The 17,272-nt window shown below is 64.9% G+C and carries 12 protein-coding genes; 5 read left to right on the forward strand and 7 right to left on the reverse strand.

The window, feature by feature from the left end; all coding sequences use genetic code 11:
- Positions 1-3: 3 nt before the first annotated feature.
- From BLT40_RS08395 to BLT40_RS08405, 3 genes are all read right to left on the reverse strand, one after another.
- A complete protein-coding gene (locus BLT40_RS08395) occupies positions 4-450 on the reverse strand; it encodes a response regulator (RefSeq protein WP_036110558.1) in 447 nt (148 codons plus the stop codon).
- Positions 447-2,243, reverse strand: coding sequence for an ATP-binding protein (locus BLT40_RS08400; RefSeq protein ID WP_090352650.1), 1,797 nt, complete (start codon positions 2,241-2,243; stop codon positions 447-449). The genes BLT40_RS08395 and BLT40_RS08400 overlap by 4 nt, the downstream gene beginning before the upstream one ends.
- A 234-nt stretch (positions 2,244-2,477) precedes the next feature.
- The gene (locus BLT40_RS08405; protein WP_079520529.1) at positions 2,478-4,826 is read right to left on the reverse strand and encodes a GH92 family glycosyl hydrolase; all 2,349 of its coding nucleotides are present in this window, start codon (positions 4,824-4,826) and stop codon (positions 2,478-2,480) included.
- Between the two features lie 145 nt (positions 4,827-4,971).
- Between BLT40_RS08405 and BLT40_RS08410 the strand changes: the two genes are divergently transcribed.
- From BLT40_RS08410 to BLT40_RS08425, 4 genes are all read left to right on the forward strand, one after another.
- On the forward strand, positions 4,972-6,021 hold the full coding sequence (locus BLT40_RS08410) for a LacI family DNA-binding transcriptional regulator (protein ID WP_036110551.1): 1,050 nt from the start codon (positions 4,972-4,974) through the stop codon (positions 6,019-6,021).
- Between the two features lie 116 nt (positions 6,022-6,137).
- On the forward strand, positions 6,138-7,373 hold the full coding sequence (gene fucP, locus BLT40_RS08415; RefSeq protein WP_239709178.1) for an L-fucose:H+ symporter permease: 1,236 nt from the start codon (positions 6,138-6,140) through the stop codon (positions 7,371-7,373).
- A 76-nt stretch (positions 7,374-7,449) separates the two neighbouring features.
- Positions 7,450-8,430, forward strand: a complete 981-nt coding sequence (locus BLT40_RS08420) for a carbohydrate kinase family protein (RefSeq protein WP_090352651.1) — start codon at positions 7,450-7,452, stop codon at positions 8,428-8,430.
- On the forward strand, positions 8,427-9,644 hold the full coding sequence (locus tag BLT40_RS08425) for an AGE family epimerase/isomerase (protein WP_090352652.1): 1,218 nt from the start codon (positions 8,427-8,429) through the stop codon (positions 9,642-9,644). Before BLT40_RS08420 ends, BLT40_RS08425 begins: the two co-directional genes overlap by 4 nt.
- A 48-nt stretch (positions 9,645-9,692) precedes the next feature.
- On the opposite strand, the gene ligD is transcribed toward BLT40_RS08425, so the two are convergent.
- The 4 genes from ligD to BLT40_RS08445 form a co-directional block, all read right to left on the reverse strand.
- Positions 9,693-10,574, reverse strand: a complete 882-nt coding sequence (ligD, locus tag BLT40_RS08430; RefSeq protein ID WP_254857209.1) for a non-homologous end-joining DNA ligase — start codon at positions 10,572-10,574, stop codon at positions 9,693-9,695.
- 4 nt (positions 10,575-10,578) lie between these two features.
- Positions 10,579-11,532, reverse strand: coding sequence for a non-homologous end joining protein Ku (locus BLT40_RS08435; protein WP_079520524.1), 954 nt, complete (start codon positions 11,530-11,532; stop codon positions 10,579-10,581).
- Between the two features lie 84 nt (positions 11,533-11,616).
- A complete protein-coding gene (locus BLT40_RS08440; protein WP_090352653.1) occupies positions 11,617-13,527 on the reverse strand; it encodes a CocE/NonD family hydrolase in 1,911 nt (636 codons plus the stop codon).
- Positions 13,528-13,705: 178 nt separating this feature from the next.
- Positions 13,706-13,939 (reverse strand): hypothetical protein, encoded by a 234-nt coding sequence (locus BLT40_RS08445; RefSeq protein ID WP_043695729.1) that lies wholly within the window; start codon positions 13,937-13,939, stop codon positions 13,706-13,708.
- A 314-nt stretch (positions 13,940-14,253) separates the two neighbouring features.
- Between BLT40_RS08445 and BLT40_RS08450 the strand changes: the two genes are divergently transcribed.
- Complete coding sequence (locus tag BLT40_RS08450; RefSeq protein ID WP_090352654.1) at positions 14,254-17,253, forward strand: autotransporter family protein; 3,000 nt, start codon at positions 14,254-14,256, stop codon at positions 17,251-17,253.
- The last annotated feature ends 19 nt before the right edge of the window (positions 17,254-17,272 follow it).

Below are 17,272 nucleotides of genomic sequence, written 5' to 3' on the forward strand. Positions count from 1 at the left end.
GAATCACTCGCCTTCCGGGCGCTGGTTCAGCACCGCCCAGAAGTGGCCGAGGGTCTGCACGGCCGTGAAGAATTGCTGCACGTCCACGGGCTTGAGCACGTAGGCGTTGACGCCGAGATCCCAGCTGCGGGCAAGATCGCTCTCTTCGCGCGACGACGAGAGGATCACCACCGGCAGGCGCTTCCACTTTTCCTCGGCACGGAGCTCCTTCAACACTTCGAGGCCATCTTTGCGCGGCATCTTGATGTCGAGCAGGATCACCGACGGATCGCCCTCCGGGCGATTCGCGTACGGACCGCGGCGGTGCAGCCAGTCGAGGCAGTCGACGCCATCCTCGACGTGCACCACGGGATTGGCGAGCTTGGCCTCACGCAGCGCATCGATGGCCATCTCGGCATCGGCCATCGAGTCTTCGACGATGAGGATCGTGCGCAGGTCGCGCTGATTCATGAGTCACCTGTCTGGGCACCCGGAACGTCGGATACCGGCAATGAAAAATGGAAAGTGGCGCCGCGATCGGTTTCCCCCTCGGCCCACGTCCGCCCACCATGGCGCGCGATGATGCGTCGCACATTGGCCAGGCCGATACCGTTGCCCGGGAACTCCGAGGCACGATGCAGGCGCTGGAAAACGCCGAACAGCTTGGTCGCATACTGCATGTCGAAACCGGCGCCGTTGTCGCGCACGGTGAATTCGTAATCGCCCGCGGACGTCCGCTCCAGCATGACCTCGATGATCGCGCGCTCGCGGTTGCCCGTGTATTTGACGGCGTTACCCAGCAGGTTCTGCCAGACCGTCCGCAGCATGTTCTCGTCACCGACGACGATCGGCATCGGTGCGATGCGCCATTCGATCTGACGGTCACGCGCTTCGGTTTCGACCAGTGCGCGTGCTTCTTCCACCAGCGACTGCATGTCGACCGGTTGCAGGCGCAACGCGCCACGGCCGAGGCGGGAGAACACCAGCAGGTCGTCGATCAGCTGTGCCATGCGCCGTGACGAGCTGCTGATCACGTCGATGTAATGCTTGACGCGATCGTCCGACCGATCGGCCAGGTGAGCCTCGAGCTTTCCGGCGAAGCCGGCGATGTGACGCAAAGGCGCGCGCAGATCGTGCGATACCGAGTAGCTGAAGGCCTCCAGTTCGCGGTTGACGTCGGAGACCTGCTCGACCTTGCCTTCGAGCTGGCGATTGAGCTCGCTCACCTTCTGCTCGACCAGCGCGCGCGCCGTGATATCGCTGACGGTCAGAAGCACCGCCGGAGCGTCGCCGTCGGACTCTTCGATGCGGCGTGCATTGATGACGACGAAGCGATCGATGCCGTCGACCGTGCGCTGGGTCAGCTCGTAATCCCAGAGTTCCCGATCGCGCGCCACCACGTCGTTCAGGCGCTGCAGCAGAGACGTGTCGCTCCACGCGCCTTCACCGATCTCGTTGAGGGGCGGATTCTTGTCGCTCTCGGTATCGAAGCCGTAAAGCTCGGCAAACGCGTTGTTTACCAGCAGCGTGCGCAGCGACGCGTCCAGCATGGCGATCGGCTCGCGCACCGCCTGGACGATCAGCTGCGAGCGATGCACGGCGCCCGAGGCCTTGGATTCCGCTTTCAGGCGGATCGCGATCTGGCGCTCGGAGACGACCACGACGATTGCCAGCAGGGCGATCTGCGCCAGCGACGCGATCAGCAGCACCGTACGGTTATCAGTGGCCGAATCGACCGCCTGGCCTCGACGCTGCTCCAGCAGGGCCGACTCCTCCGAAAGCAGATCGATCACCGTCTGCCGGATGGGAAAGAGAACCCTGAGGTCTTCCATCGTCCTGAAGGCGCCATCGTGATCGCCCGCCTTCACCTGCTGTAATGCTTTTTCACTGAGCGAGGCGCGACTGTTGGCCGTCGCCTCCAGCCCACCCAGGCGGGTGAGCTGCTCGGGGTTGTCGGCCATCATGGTGCGCAGCTCGGCGATGAGGCCGGGCACCAGCTTGCGAGTGGCCGCGACGCGGTCTTCCAGCGCCTGATCGGGCGGCGCCCCGGCGACGAGGCTGTAAGCCGCCGCTTCGCTGCCGCGCAGGATCGCATCGGCGCGGTAGACGTTGGCCTTGATCTCAGCGGTATGGGTGACCCAGTCGCGCGTGGTCAGCGCCGCGTCCGAACTCGACCGGTTGACGGCGTAGGGCAGCGCGACGATGACCAGCACGGCCGCGAGCAAGCCCGCGATCCGCCAGCGCGCTCCGATCCTTACCATCATGCTGCCGTCATCCCCACAACGATACCTGCCCTGTTAAGGGCACGATTATAGACGCGGGATGTCTTGATTCGCTGACGGAACACGGCATGACCCCTGAAACACGAGTACGGGCACGCCATCCCCGCTGCCTGCCGGAACCGGCAGGAGCGATGAGGGATGGCGCGCCCGTCCTTATGGAGGCCTGCTTTTTGCCCAAAAAGCCGTGAAGACCTCGTGAGCGCAGCCCTTGCGACCTTACGGCGCCGCGTCGCTCATGGAATAAGGCGCCGAGCCCGGACCCTGCCCCCAATCCTTCGCCGGCTCGGCCTGCATGCTGAAGTGCAGTTCGCCACCGGCGACGATCTCTTCGTGGCGGATGAACGTCCGGTCCAGCGGCTTGCCGTCCAGCGTGACCTTGCCCACGTACGGATGCTTCGCGTCCAGGTGGTCGGCCGAGACCGTGAAGTGCTTGCCACCCGGCAGGTTCAGCGTGGCCTTCTCGACGAACGGACGACCGATGACGTACTGGTTGCTGCCTGGCGCCACCGGATAGAACCCCAGCGAGCTGAAGATGTACCAGGCCGACATCTGCCCCAGGTCGTCGTTGCCGACCAGACCGGTCGGCGTCGGCGAGTACTGGGTCTTCATGATCTGGACGAGGCGCTCCTGGGTCTTCCAGGGCTGGCCCGCGTAGTCGTAGAGGTAAGCGACCTGATGGCTCGGTTCGTTGCCGTGAGCGTACCAGCCGATCAGGCCGGTGATGTCTTCCACGTGCGCGAACGATTTGGGGTCGACCTTGGCGTCGAAAACCGAGTCCAGCTTCCTGACGAAGGCGTCCTTGCCGCCCAGCGCGTCGATCAGGCCCTTGACGTCCTGCGGCACGTACCACGAATACTGCCACGCGTTGCCTTCGGTGTAATCGCTGCCATAGGCGGCCGACGACGGGTCGAACGGCTCGCGGAAACCGCCGTCGCTCTTGCGGGCGCGAAGGAAGCCGGTCTTCGTATCGAAGCTGTTCTTCCAGTTGCCGGCACGCTTCATGAAGGTCGCGGCGACATCGTCCTTACCCATGGCCTTGGCCATCCGTGCCAGCGACCAGTCGTCGAACGCGTATTCGACCGTCTTGGACGCCGCCTCCGGTTGCCGATCGATGGGCACGTAACCGAGCTTCATGTAGTCGTCGATGCCGCCATACGGGCCGTACGTCGCGCTGGCCACCATGGCCTCGAGCGCCTTGTCCGGGTCGTAGCCACGGATGCCCTTCATATAGGCATCGGCGATGACCGGCACGGCGTGATAGCCGACCATGCACCAGGTTTCCATGCCCTGGTAAGCCCAGATCGGCAGGATGCCGAAGGGACTGGACTCGCGCGAGGCGATCAGTGAACTGACGAACTGGCTGCTCATGTCGGGGCGCAGAAGCGTGATCAGCGGCTGCTGGGCGCGATAGACGTCCCATAGCGACCAGGTCGAATAGAAATCGAAGCCCCTGGCCGTGTGAACCTGGTTGTCCGGGCCGCGGTACTCGCCGTTGACGTCCATCGACAGGCTGGGCGAGATCATCGAGTGGTACAGCGCGGTGTAGAACATCCGGCGGCTCTCGGCCGACGCCTTGACGTCCACCGTGGACAGCACCTTCTCCCACGACTGGCGGGCCTCCGCACGGCGGGCATCGAAGTCGAAGCCTTCACCGTCCTTGTCGAGGTTGGCCACGGCGTTGTCTTCGCTGACCGAAGATACGGCCACCTTGACGATCAGCGGCTTGCCGAGGTCACCGAAGTCGAACACGCCCTCGAGCGCACGCCCGGTCATGGCGTCCGCGTCTTCCGCCCGGTTTCCCGGACCGCCGAAGCCCCGGTACGGCACGTTCTCTTCGCGGTTCTTCAGGCTGCGCGACGTCATCGGCTGGTTGAAACGCATCGCGAAATACAGCTGACGACCGGGAGCCCAGCCCCGCGTGGTCCGGCCGCCGGTGACGGTGCCGTCCTTACGCACGCGAACCGACGACCACAGCACCTTGCCGTCGTAGTCGTAGATGCTGGGACGCAGGTCGAGCAGCAGATGGGCCGGCTTGCCCTTAGGGAACGTGTACCGATGCCAGCCCACCCGTGAGCCGGCGGTCAGCTCGGCACGAACGCCATAGTCGGCCAGCGTGACGGCGTAGTAACCTGCCTCGGCTTTCTCGCTCTTGTGGTCGAAACGCGAGCGATAGCCGCTGCCGGGCTGGTCGGGGGAACCCGGATCCAGCTTGACGTCGCCGGCGATGGGCATGACGAGCACGTCGCCCAGATCGGAATGGCCGCTGCCGGAGAAGTGCGTATGGGAAAAACCCAGAATGCTCGAGTCGCCGTACTGATAGCCGGCCGCCCATTTGTAGGCGTGCTTGAAATCGGGCATCGCCGTGTCCGGCGAGAGCTGGATCATGCCGAACGGCACGGTCGCGCCGGGGAACGTATGACCGTCGCCACCCGTGCCGATCGTGGGGTCGACGGCCTCGAAGGCGGCGGACGGCTTGTCCGCGGTGGCCGCGAAGGCGAGGGCCGGCAGGGCCAGGGCGAGGGCGGCGGACAGCAGGCCGCGGCGCAGACAGGTGGAGCTCGGCATCGATGGTTCCCCTCAGATCGTTTGGATCGTGACAAACAGGTCGAACGTAGCAAAGATAGCGCGGCGGCGCATGTTGCAGTGCGTGATGCATCCCGAACCCTACCGCGCGATGATCGCCCGGTTTAGATCGTTTGAAGGAGCCACAATGCCCAGGATCACCCCGCAACGCCGCAAGGTCACGCTCGCCGATATCGCGCTGGGCTGCGACGTGTCGCGAGCCACGGTGTCCCTGGTGCTGCGCGGCAGCCCTCTGGTGAACTCCGCCACCCGGGCCCGCGTCGAGGCGGAGCTCAAGCGACAGGGCTACGTTTACAACCGCGCCGCCGCCAATCTGCGTCGCCGGACGTCGTCCAGTATCGGCCTGGTCATCAACGATCTGGGCAACCCGTTCTTCGCCGAATTCGCTGCCGGCGCCGATGAGGCCCTCGCCAGCGCGGGTTACGTCACCCTGCTCGGCAATACGGGGGAATCCCCCGATCGCCAGCAGGCGGTACTCAACTCGCTGGTGGAGCATGGTCCGGCAGGCATCATCCTCTCGCCCGCCGAAGGCAGCGAGGGCGAACAGGTGCTGGCCGCGGTCGGCATGCACACGCCCCTGCTGGTCTTCAACCGCGAACTCCCGGACGACGAGGGTGCCCATCGCTGGGACACGCTCGAGATGGACAACGAGCACGGCGCCCGACTGGCGACCGAACACCTCATCGCGCTCGGCCACGAGCGCATCGCTTTTTTCGGCGGCCACCGCGATTCGAGCTCGGTCGCCCAGCGCCGCCGCGGCTACGCGGGCGCCATGCAGGACGCGGGACTGAAGGTCGATCCCAGCTGGCTGGTGGAGAGCGCGCCCACACGCCTCGAAGCCGCCCGGCAGACCGGCGCCCTGTTCGCGCGCGATCCCGCGCCTACGGCGGCGGTTTGCTACAACGACGCTGTCGCGCTCGGGCTTATCCTTGGCCTGACCAAACGCGGCCGGCGCCCAGGCGAGGACTTCGCTCTGACCGGTTTCGATGACGTCGCCGAGGCCTCGGTATGCGTGCCGCCCCTGACCACCATCGCGGTCGATCCGCGTGGCCTGGGACGGCGCAGCGCCGAGCTCATTCTTGAAAGACTAACCAACCCCGAGACGGACACCGCTTATACGATCGCGCCAGTGCGGCTGGTCGTACGCGAAAGCAGCTGCCCGCCGTCTTCTCCCTGACCCACCAACTGGAGCGCCCCATGGCCACCGGATCCACGCCATTGCCCACCTCTTCGCCCTCGTCGGCGAATTCGGGCGACACCCGCTACACCTATTTCCCGCTCGCTCTCGGCGTGATGACCACGATCTTCTTCATGTGGGGTTTCCTGACCTGCCTGAACGACATCCTGATCCCGCACCTGAAGGGTGTGTTCGAGCTGAACTACTTCCAGGCGATGCTCATCCAGTTCACGTTCTTCGGTGCGTACTTCATCATGGGCCTGCCTGCGGGCAAGCTGGTGGCGGCCCTCGGTTACAAGAAGGGTATCGTCGCCGGCCTGATCATCGCCGGCATCGGCGCGGCGCTGTTCTGGCCGGCCGCTGGCATGCGCGTGTATCCGATCTTCCTCGGCGCGCTGTTCATCCTGGCCACCGGCATCACCGTGCTGCAGGTCGCCGCCAACCCCTACGTCGCACTGCTCGGTCCGGAGAAGACGGCCTCCAGCCGCCTTACGCTCGCCCAGGCGCTGAACTCGTTTGGCACCTTCCTCGCGCCGTTCTTCGGCGGTGTGCTGATCCTGTCCAACGCCGTGAAGAGCAGCGACGACATCGCCAAGCTCAGCGCCGCCGAGCAGGTGAGCTACCGCGCGACCGAAGCCAGTGCCGTGCAGGTGCCGTACATCGGCCTGGCCGTGGTTCTGGTGGTGATCGCCATCGGCGTCTACCTGTTCAACCTGCCCAAGCTGGAAGAAACCACCGAGAAGGCCGACGAAAGCCACCACTCGCTGATGGACGCCCTGAAGACCCCGCACGTGTTCTTCGGCGTGCTCGGCATCTTCTTCTACGTCGGCGGCGAAGTGTCGATCGGCAGCTTCATGATCAACTACCTGCAGCTGCCGGAAATCGGCAACATGACGGGTGAAGTCGCCGCCTCCCACGTGGCGTTCTACTGGGGCGGCGCGATGGTCGGCCGCTTCATCGGTTCCGCCCTGCTCGCGAAGTTCTCGCCGCGCGTCCTGCTGGCCGTGTTCGCCGCGATCAACGTCCTGCTCGTCATCACCACGATGGTGACCACGGGCACCGTGGCCGTGTACAGCATCGTCGCCATCGGTCTGTTCAACTCGATCATGTTCCCGACGATCTTCTCGCTGGGTATCGAGCGCATGGGGCCGCTCACCAGCAAGGCGTCGAGCCTGCTGATCATGGCCATCGTCGGTGGCGCGCTGATCCCGGTCATCCAGGGCGCGATCGCCGATCACATCGGTCTCCAGCACGCCTTCTTCGTCCCGCTGATCTGCTACGCGTACATCGTGTTCTACGGCCTGAGTGGCTCGAAGATCCGCAACGTCCCGGTCGCCGCCAAGGCCGGTTGACGCTCCTGACGACGGCCGGCGCGATGCCGGCCGTCGTCTTTCCAATCCCTCGCCCCGAAAAGGACAGGCCGTACGCATGTCTTCCATCCTCTGCTTCGGCGAGGCGCTGATCGATTTCCACGCACAGCCCCAGGGCGGCGCCGGTCAGCCTCCCGCCTTCGTTCCTTTTGCTGGCGGTGCGCCCGCCAACGTCGCTGTCGCCGCCGCCCTCCTCGGTGCCACGGCACGCTTTGCCGGCATGCTCGCGCGCGACATGTTCGGCGACTTCCTGCTCAAGAGTCTCAAGGATCTCGGTGTCGGCACGGACGACGTGGCCCGCACCGACGACGCACGCACCGCACTCGCCTTCGTCGCGCACGACGACAAGGGCGATCGCAGCTTCAGTTTCTACCGTCCGCCCGCCGCGGACCTGCTGTTCCGTCCCGAGCACTTCCGTGCCGGCGCGTTCGACGATGTGTCGATCTTCCACGTCTGCTCGAATTCCCTGACCGAGGCCGCGATCGCCGCGACCACGGTCGAAGGCATGCGTCGCGCCCGGACGGCCGGCGCGCTGGTCAGCTTCGACATGAATCTGCGACCCGCCCTGTGGCCAAAGGACGAAGCGCCGCTGCCGCGCCTCTGGGAAACGCTGAACGAAGCCGACGTGATCAAGCTCAGTGCGGAAGAGTTCGCGTTCATCCACGCGGGCGCCGGCTCCGACGACGCCGTGCTCGAGCGACTCTGGCTCGGCAAGGCACGCCTGCTGCTCGTCACCGACGGCGGCGAACCGATGCGCTGGTTCACCCGTGAGGCAAAGGGCGAACTGAAGGGCTACGCGGTCGAAGCCGTGGACACGACCGCCGCCGGCGATGCGTTTGTCGGCGGCCTCCTCGCGCGTCTCGACCACGAAAAGGTCACACCGGCAAGCTTCGACGCACTGATCGCGGACGAAGCACGCCTGGTCGACCTCGTCCGTTTCGCCGCCGCCTGCGGCGCGATTACCGCCACCCGCAAGGGCTCGTTCACCGCCATTCCCGACCAGGCCGAAGTGAAGGCCTTCATGGAGAAGCACGCATGACGACTGTCCCCCTCCCCGATTTTCACAACGTCGATGTCCTCCGCGACCATGTCGCAAAGACCATGGCGTTCTATAAGCCGAACGAAGTCGACCCCGCGGGCGGCTTCTTCCAGTACTTCAAGGACGATGGCTCGGTTTACGATAAGACTCACCGCCACCTCGTCTCCAGCACGCGCTTCGTGTTCAACCACGCGATGGCCTACCTCGAGTTCAGCAAGCCCGAGGACAAGGAACTCACCATGCACGGGTTGAAGTACCTGCGCGAGGTGCATCTGAATCCGGGAACCGGCGGTTACGCCTGGACCATCGCCGACGGCAAGCGCGACGACCAGATGAACCACTGCTACGGCCTGGCCTTCATGCTGCTGGCCTATTCCTGCGGCGTCAAAGTCGGTTTCGACGAAGCGAAGGCGTGGCAGGGCGAGATCTGGGATCTGCTCGAGAAGCGTTACTTCGAGCCGACGTACGGTCTGTACCGCGACGAGGCCGACAAGGACTGGAACTTCACCGGCTACCGCGGCCAGAACGCGAACATGCACATGACCGAGGCCATGATCGCCGCGTGGGAAGCCACGAAGGACGACCGCTACCTCGACCGCGCGCTGCTGCTGGCCGAGAACATGACCCAGCGCCAGGCAGGCCTCACGCCGCAGAAGCTGGTCTGGGAGCACTACCACAGCGACTGGACGATCCACTGGGAATACAACCTCGACAATCCCAAGCATCTGTTCCGCCCCTGGGGTTTCCAGCCGGGTCACCAGACCGAATGGGCCAAGCTGCTGCTCATGCTCGAGCGTTACACCAAGGGCACGCCGAAGCATAAGCCGTGGCTGGTGCCGACCGCGAAGCATCTGTTCGACGAGGCGCTGGCCAAGGCCTGGGACGGTGAGTACGGCGGCATCGCTTACGGGTTCTCGCCCGAGGGCGACGTCTGCGACGACGACAAGTATTTCTGGGTGCAGGCCGAATCGCTCGGTGCCGCGCAGCTCCTGTTCGAGACCACGGGTGAGAAGAAGTACGACGAGGCTTACGAAAAGATCTGGGCTTACAGCTGGGAGCACTTCGTCGATCACACGTATGGCGCGTGGTATCGCATTCTCAAGCGCAACAACGAGAAGTACGACGACGAAAAGAGCCCCGCCGGCAAGACCGACTACCACACGATGGGCGCGTGCTACGAAATCATGGCCTCCCTGCGTCGTATGCAGAGGTAACAGGGCCTGTGCGAACCACGGATGCGGGCGAGCCCCGCCCGCATCCCTTCAACGCTTCGACGGCAGCGACTGCTTCAGCGTCCCGATCCCATCCCACGGGTCCGCCGCCAGTGACCTCGCCCGTTTCGACGCTTTCGTCAGGTCGAATGCAGCGCCCGTCTTCAACCGCGCTATCTCCTCCCAGCGCACCGGCATGGCGACCGGCGCCCCCGCACGTGCACGCAGCGACCATCCGGTGACGCTGGTCGCACCCCGCGTGTTGCGGAGCCAGTCGATAAAGATCAGCCCTTCTCGCTTCGCCTTGCTCGCTTCCGCGATATACCGTGTCGGGGCAGCGTCCACCATGTCGCGCGCAACGCCTTCGCAGAAGACCTTCAACACCTCCCACGACGGGCCGCGATCGAACGGCGCGACCACGTGCAGACCCTTGCCTCCCGATGTGCGCACAAACGATTCGAGGCCCGCGGCCGCCAGTCGCTCACGGATGGCCCGGGCGCATGCGACCACGGCCTTCCACTCGACGCCCGCGGCAGGATCGATATCGAAGATGAGACGATCGGGCCGATCCGGATCGTCGACGCGTGCACCCCACGGGTGAAACTCCAGTGTGTTCATCTGGATGAGTTCGAGAACGCCTTCGACGTCCTCAACGTACAGATATTCCGCGGCGCCTCCGTCCTTCTCTTTCAGCTTTACCGCTTTGACATGCTTACCCAGCGCATCCGCGTGGTGCTTCTGAAAGAAGCACGCGCCCGTCGTTCCGCGGGGACACCGCACGACCGACAACGGCCGTCCATGCAACTCGGGGAGCATGTGTTCCGCCACCGCTTCGTAGTAAGCGGCCACATCACCCTTGGTGGGTCCGCCTTTGCCGAACACCTCGCGGTCGGGGTGCGTGATGGCGACGCCGTCGACGATGAGCGGGTCCACGACGTCAGCCCGCCCGGCGGCGCTTGGCAGGCGTCTTGCGCGCCGCGGTCTTCTTCGCCGGTGCTTTTTTCGCTGCCGTTTTTTTCGCGGCGGTTTTCTTCATGGCTGTTTTTTTCACGGGAGCCGAGCCGACCGCCTCTTTCTTCGCAGGCGTGCGCGTCTTTGCGCCCAGGCTTTTCTTGAGCAGGGCCATGAAGTCGACGACGTTGGTGGTGGCGTTCTCCGGTGTCCGGTCGTCTTCATCGTCCACCGTGGTCGTGACGCCCTTGGTTTTCAGACGCTTCTCGATCGTCTTGCGCAACTTGTCGCGGAACTCGTCCCGGTAGTCGCCCGGCGACCATTCGGCCGACATCGACTGGATGAGATCCGACGCCATCTCGATTTCGCGTGGCGATATGCGGTATGACGACGCGCCCTTGTCGGGCAGCTCGTAATCGTTCATATCGACGATTTCGGACTGATAACGGAGGATGTTGAGAACCAGACCATCGCCCTGCGGCATCACCGCCGCGAGGTACTCCTTCGTGCGGATGACGACGCGCGCGATACCGATCTTGCCGGTCTTCTTCAGGGTTTCGCGGAGCAGGACATAACCTTTTTCAGCCTTTTTGGCCGGAAGCAGGATGTACGGCTTTTCGAAGTACGAAGGCGCGATGGAGGCGGCGTCGACAAATGCGTCGATTTCCACCGTCTCATGCGCGTCGCTGGCCGCATTCTTGATGTCGTCCTCTTCGAGCACGACATAACTGCCCTTCTGGTATTCGAACGCCTTGACGATGTCCTTCCAGGGCACCTCTTCGCCGGTATCGGCGTTGACGCGCTCGTAGCGAACCGGTGTGTTGCTGCGCTGATCGAGCATACGGAAGTGGATGTCGTTGCGGCGCTCGCCCGACATCAGGCGGATCGGCACGTTGAGCAGACCGAACGACAATGTACCGGTCCAGATGGGGCGGGCCATACGGGCGATCCTCGGGCAACGGGAGGCCCGAGCATCGCGCCGCCGACGTGCAGGGAACGCCAAAGGCGCCCCTGCACCCCGCTTTTACTTGCCGGCGTCGATCACCGGCAGTTCGATCGCACTGGCCGTACCCGGCGCGTGCCAGATCTGCTGCGTCGCCTTCCGGTAGTCGGACGGCCTGGCAAAGAAGATGTTCGGCACGAAGGTCTGCGGGTTGCGGTCGTACAGCGGGAACCAGGAGGACTGCACCTGAACCATGACGCGGTGCCCCGGCAGGAATGTGTGGTTCACCGTCGGCAGTCCGAAGCGGTATTCGAGCGGTGTGTCAGGCGTCAGCGGCTTCGCCTCGCTGAACCCCTCGCGATACCGTCCGCGCAGGATGTCCATCGACACCGAGAGCTCGTAGCCCCCCATGGCGGGCGTCGAGGCGTTCGTTTCGGGATAGACGTCGATCAGCTTGACCACCCAGTCGCTGTCCGTGCCGCTCGTCGAGGCGTAGAGATTCACCTGCGGAGCGCCCGCAACGCGCAGGGGAGCCGTCAGCGGCTCGGTCATGTAGGTCACGACATCCGGGCGTCCATCGGCAAACCGCTGATCCTGGACCAGCCAGGTCGTCCATGACTGGCGATCGGCAAAATGCACCGGGCGCGGTACGTAGGGCACCGGCTTGGCGGGATCGGAAACGTACTCGTCATACTTCGGCGCGCCGTCCACGGGGGCCGTAAACGACAACTTTCCGTTGGCGCCAAGATACAGGGGGCGCGTCGTTTTACCCTGCGGCCATGACGGGAAGCGGTCCCAGTGGTTTTCGCCGGTGTTGTAGATCAGCACCGGGGGCGTCTTCGCCCTGGGCGCGCCGTCGACCAGGTACTGGTTGAAGAACGGCAGGAGCACGTCGCGGCGGAACTGCAGCGCGGTGTCGCCGTCCCAGTTGAGCGCGCCCAGCGACGAGGCGTTGTAGTTCACCTGACTGTGCCGCCACGGACCCATGACGAGGAAGTTCTTGTCGTTGCCCTTGTCCTTCGGCTCCACGGCTTCGTAACTGTGGATGGCGCCCCACATGTCTTCCTGGTCCCACAGGCCCTGCAGCCACATGACGGGTACCTTGAGCGGCTGACGGGCCATTTCCTTGTCCAGCGCCTGACCCTGCCAGTAGGCGTCATAGGCGGGGTGCTCGCTCAGCTTGCGCCAGTAGGGCAGCTGATCGAGGCCGGCGGCCCGGGCGTAATCACCTGCCGAGCCGGCCGTGAGGAAATTCGTGTAGTCGTCGTAGCCTGCATGCGTCACGGCGTCACCCTTGCCGCGCTTCGAATTCTGGCCGGCGATGTAGTCGAAATTGGTCTGGCGGAAAGCACCGTAATGGAACCAGTCGTCGCCCATCCAGCCGTCCACCATCGGACTTTCAGGCGCCGCCACCTTGAGTGCCGGATGCGGATTGACCAGGGCCATGACTACCGTAAAGCCCTCGTACGACGAACCGATCATGCCGACCTTGCCGTTGGACTCGGGCAAATTTTTCGTCAGCCAGTCGATCGTATCGTAAGCATCGGTCGAGTGATCGACCTCGGACGAATTGAGCGGCCCACGAAGCGGACGCGTCATGACGTAGTCGCCCTCGGAGCCATACTTGCCACGGATGTCCTGGAAAACGCGGATATATCCGGCGTCGACGAAGACCTCGTCGCCCTCGGGCAGCAGGTCGCGCATCGTATGGGCGTCCGTGCGCTGGGCGCGCCCGTCGGCGTTGTAGGGGGTACGGGTCAGCAGGATCGGCGCGTGCTTCGCGTTCCTGGGAATCACGATGACGGTGTGAAGCTTCACGCCGTCGCGCATCGGAATCTCGACGACACGCTTGATGTAGTCGTTGGCCGCCAGGGGGCTATCGAACTTAGCCGGGATATCCGGCGTCATGGGCGCGGTCTGCGCCGTGGCGAGGGACGAGGCGACGGCGAAGGAAAGCGCCAGCATGGGAAGCAGAACGGAACGGGACGTCATCGGGATTCCTGTGGCTGTGGGACGGAGGAACCGCCCTAGCGTGCCGCATCCTGAATGGAAGGGCTACGACCTTTCTCAGCTCCCGCCCGCGTGGCACGGCCTTTGCGCAAAAAAAACGCCGCTCCGGAGAGCGGCGTTCTTCCCGTCCCGCCCAACAGGGCAGGAGCGGCGCGGCGACTTACTGAGCCGGAGCGGTCGAAGCCGGAGCGGGAGCAGCGGTGCCGGCGGCAGCCGGAGCAGCCGTGGTGGCGGCGGCCGGAGCCTCAGCCGGGGTAGCAGCCGGAGCGGCAGCCGGGGCGGTGGCAGCGGCAGCCGGGGCGTCAGCCGGGGCAGCAGCGTCTTCCGACTTGTTGCAGCCCGACAGGGCGGCGACGGCGACAAACGCCAGGGCGGTAAGGGAAATGACCTTCATGATTCTTTGCTCCTCATTTTGTAATACATAGGCAGATACGACGATGGAATTCCGCCACGAAGCGGCAGTACCCCACGAATTTTGCCGCACCAGCAGGCGGATAACACTCGCGTCCTCGACGAACCGGTCCGAAAACAGGCTCGGCTAGAATGCAACGACGATAGTGAAGCGTGGATGTCCGGCGGCGCAGCGCTAGACGTGCTCGCAGACATTTTCAGAATAATCGCGTTCCCCCCTCGGAAGCCAGTCCCTACTCTGTCATTCGGAAGTTGCCGTCGGCGCCCTGCCGACGGCCAGACAAGGAGAGACGCTTCATGAGTACCCCCCACATCCCCCAACCGCGCCGTCGCTCCCCCTTGCGACGCCGCTACCTTACCGCCCTCGTAGCCGCCTTCCTGCCCCCCGTGGCGGGCGCCGAAACGCCGCTGTTTCTTGCCGGAGCCGACAAGAACCTGGACGTCCCCGACGGCACGTATGAAACGCGCACTGCCTCTTCCTACGTGCTGCAGGTGGAAAAAAAGGGCGCCGCCCATGTCGGCCATGCCACGTTCGACACGTTCGGCTTTCAGTCGCACGCCGTCTTCGTCACCGATAACCGGAGCGAGGTGACGATCGAAGGCGGCACCCTGCATACGCGGGGAAACCTGGCATACGGCATCCGTGCGAGAGATACCGGCATCGCCGCGAACGTCACGCTCACGGGCACGACGATCGTCACCGAGGGAGCCGGCGCCCTGGGCGCGGCCTTCGAGGGAAACGCCGGCGGCGTCCTGACCGGAGGCAGCATCACGACCGGCGGTGACACGGCGATCGGCATCCGCGGCATCGAAGGAGGCAACGTGTCGGTCAAAGGGACGACCATCACGACCCGGGGTAAGACCGCTCATGCCCTGTATGTAGACGGCTCGACGCCCGACGGAGCGACGGCATCCGCGCTCCAGGCGACTGCAACGACGCTCCGCACCGACGGAGACGACAGCACGGGCGTGCACGTGATGCTGGGCGCGACGGCATCGCTGACCGACGTTAACATCAGCACAGGCGGCAAGTGGGCGCATGCGCTCGATGCAAACACACTGCATGGCCAGATTACGATCCAGGGCGGCGAATGGCATACCCAGGGCGACGACGCGGATGGCCTCTACGTTCTCGACGGCCAGCGTATCGTAGCCGCGCGGACGAACGTGACGACCACCGGAAAAAACGCGATCGGCGTCGATAACCGCGCATCGTCCGTGGGCCTCGACAGCGTTTCCATCACGACGGCAGGCGAGTCCGCGTTCGGTCTCAACGTTCAGGGTGGCGACTTCAACGCGTCGCCAGGTCTCGATGCCGTAGATACGAAGATCGTTACGACAGGAACGAAGGCACATGGTGCGGTCGCACGAAAGGATGGCCGTATCGACGTCACGGGCTCATCCATCGAAACCCAGGGAGACGGCGCCTACGGCCTCGTCGTTAACGATGCGGACATACGGGCCCGGAACACGAACATCGTCACTCACGGCGCAGGTGCCTTCGGCGCCCGGGTCGTGAGTGGGGGCGCACTCGATATGAAGGGAGGCTCGCTCATCAGCGACAAGGCCTCGGCACTCAGCCTGAGCGACTCCAGGCGTCTTCGTTTCGACGGTACGGTCATCAGGGGTGGCAATGGCGTGTTCGTCGACCTGAGTCCCGACTCGGAGCAGCCCATCACTGTCACGCTTCAGAACGCGGCAACCGCGGACGGCGTTATCCGCCGCATCCCCGCCGACGGTGACGCCGTTCCCGATAACACCAAGCTCTCGCTGGACATCACCTCCGGCGCTCGCTGGACGGGTGCGACTTCCATCGTGCGCGATCTCTCCCTCCAGTCGGGCGGCGCATGGAACGTGACCGCAGACAGCCGGGTCGACCGCCTGAGCAACCAGGCGGGCATCGTGACCTTCGCGCCTGAGCGCCCCGATGCATTCGCCACCCTGACCATTTCGGGGGACTACGACGGAAAGGACGGCGTCTTTCGCATGCGCGCGCGCCTCGGCGATGACTCGTCGCCCGCCGATCGCATCCATGTGCTGGGCAACACATCCGGCACCAGCGGCATCGCCGTCGACACCCTGGGCAGCCAGGGCGATGTGACGCACGACGGTATCCAGCTCGTCCGCGTCGACGGTCGCTCGGAAGGCGTCTTCGCGTTACTGGGGCGCGCGGTGGCCGGTCCTTACGAATATTTTCTCCACAAGGGCTCGTTGAGTAATCCAGCCGACGGCGGCTGGTATCTGCGATCGTCGATCACCGATCCCGTCGTCGATCCGGTTGTCGACCCGGTCGTCGACCCGGGCGACCCGGACACCGATCCCGTGACGGACAATCCGGACGTCCCGGCCGTTGTCGATCCGCCGGTCCCGCCACCCCCGGTGTTGCGCCCCGAGGTCGGTACCTACCGCGCCAACCAGACGGCGGCGCTGGAAATGTTCCAGGGCGGACCCGGCGGCGGCGAGGACGACGAGCGCGAAGGCGTCAGGCAAAGCGTGTGGGCACGATTCGACCGGCGCCATACCGCGTTCGACATCGGCGACGAACTCACGACGACCGCGTCGACCAGCGAGCTGACCCTCGGTGCCGATCTGCTTCGCAGCGATTCCTCTTCCGAAGGCTACCTGGGCGTCATGACCGCGGCCGGGAGCGCGGACACGCGTGCCACGTCCGCGCTGACACATTACTCGGCGAAGGGGCGCGTACGCGGGACGGCCGCCGGTCTTTACGGCGGCGTACGTCTGGACGATGGTACGTACGTGCGCGGGTGGGCCCAGTACGCTCATTTCAACCAGCGTCTTGAAGGCGATGCCCTGGCGGATGAGCGCTACGGGAGTGGCGCCCTTAGCGCCAGCCTCGAGGCCGGTCGTCGCTGGCGCCTGGCACTCAACCGCGACACGGACGTCTATCTCGAACCGCAGGCGCAGGTCCTCGCGACAAGGCTTCGTGGCGGCTCGCTCACCGAAGCCAATGGGACACGCGTCACTCCGCTGCACGCGAGTGGTGCCACGGGGCGCCTCGGCCTGCGCGGTGCTGCACGCTGGCATACGCCCGGCGGCCATACGGCATCGCCCTACTTCTCGGCCAGCTGGCTGCGTCGCCTCGGCCGCCTGGATGCGACGCAAATCGGGACGGATACCTTCAACGCAGGCGTGCCGCGCAATGCCTACGCGCTGAAGCTGGGTCTGACCTTGCTGCGCGCCAACGGGTGGCGCGCGTGGTCCGACGTCGAAACGCGCTTCGGCACGCATGGGTACCGCCGTGTCACCGGCAGCCTGGGCATTCGTCGCGCCTGGTAAACGCAGATCCCGGGTCGCC

Source organism: Dyella sp. 333MFSha, assembly GCF_900102405.1.
Classification (GTDB): Bacteria; Pseudomonadota; Gammaproteobacteria; order Xanthomonadales; family Rhodanobacteraceae; genus Luteibacter; species Luteibacter mycovicinus.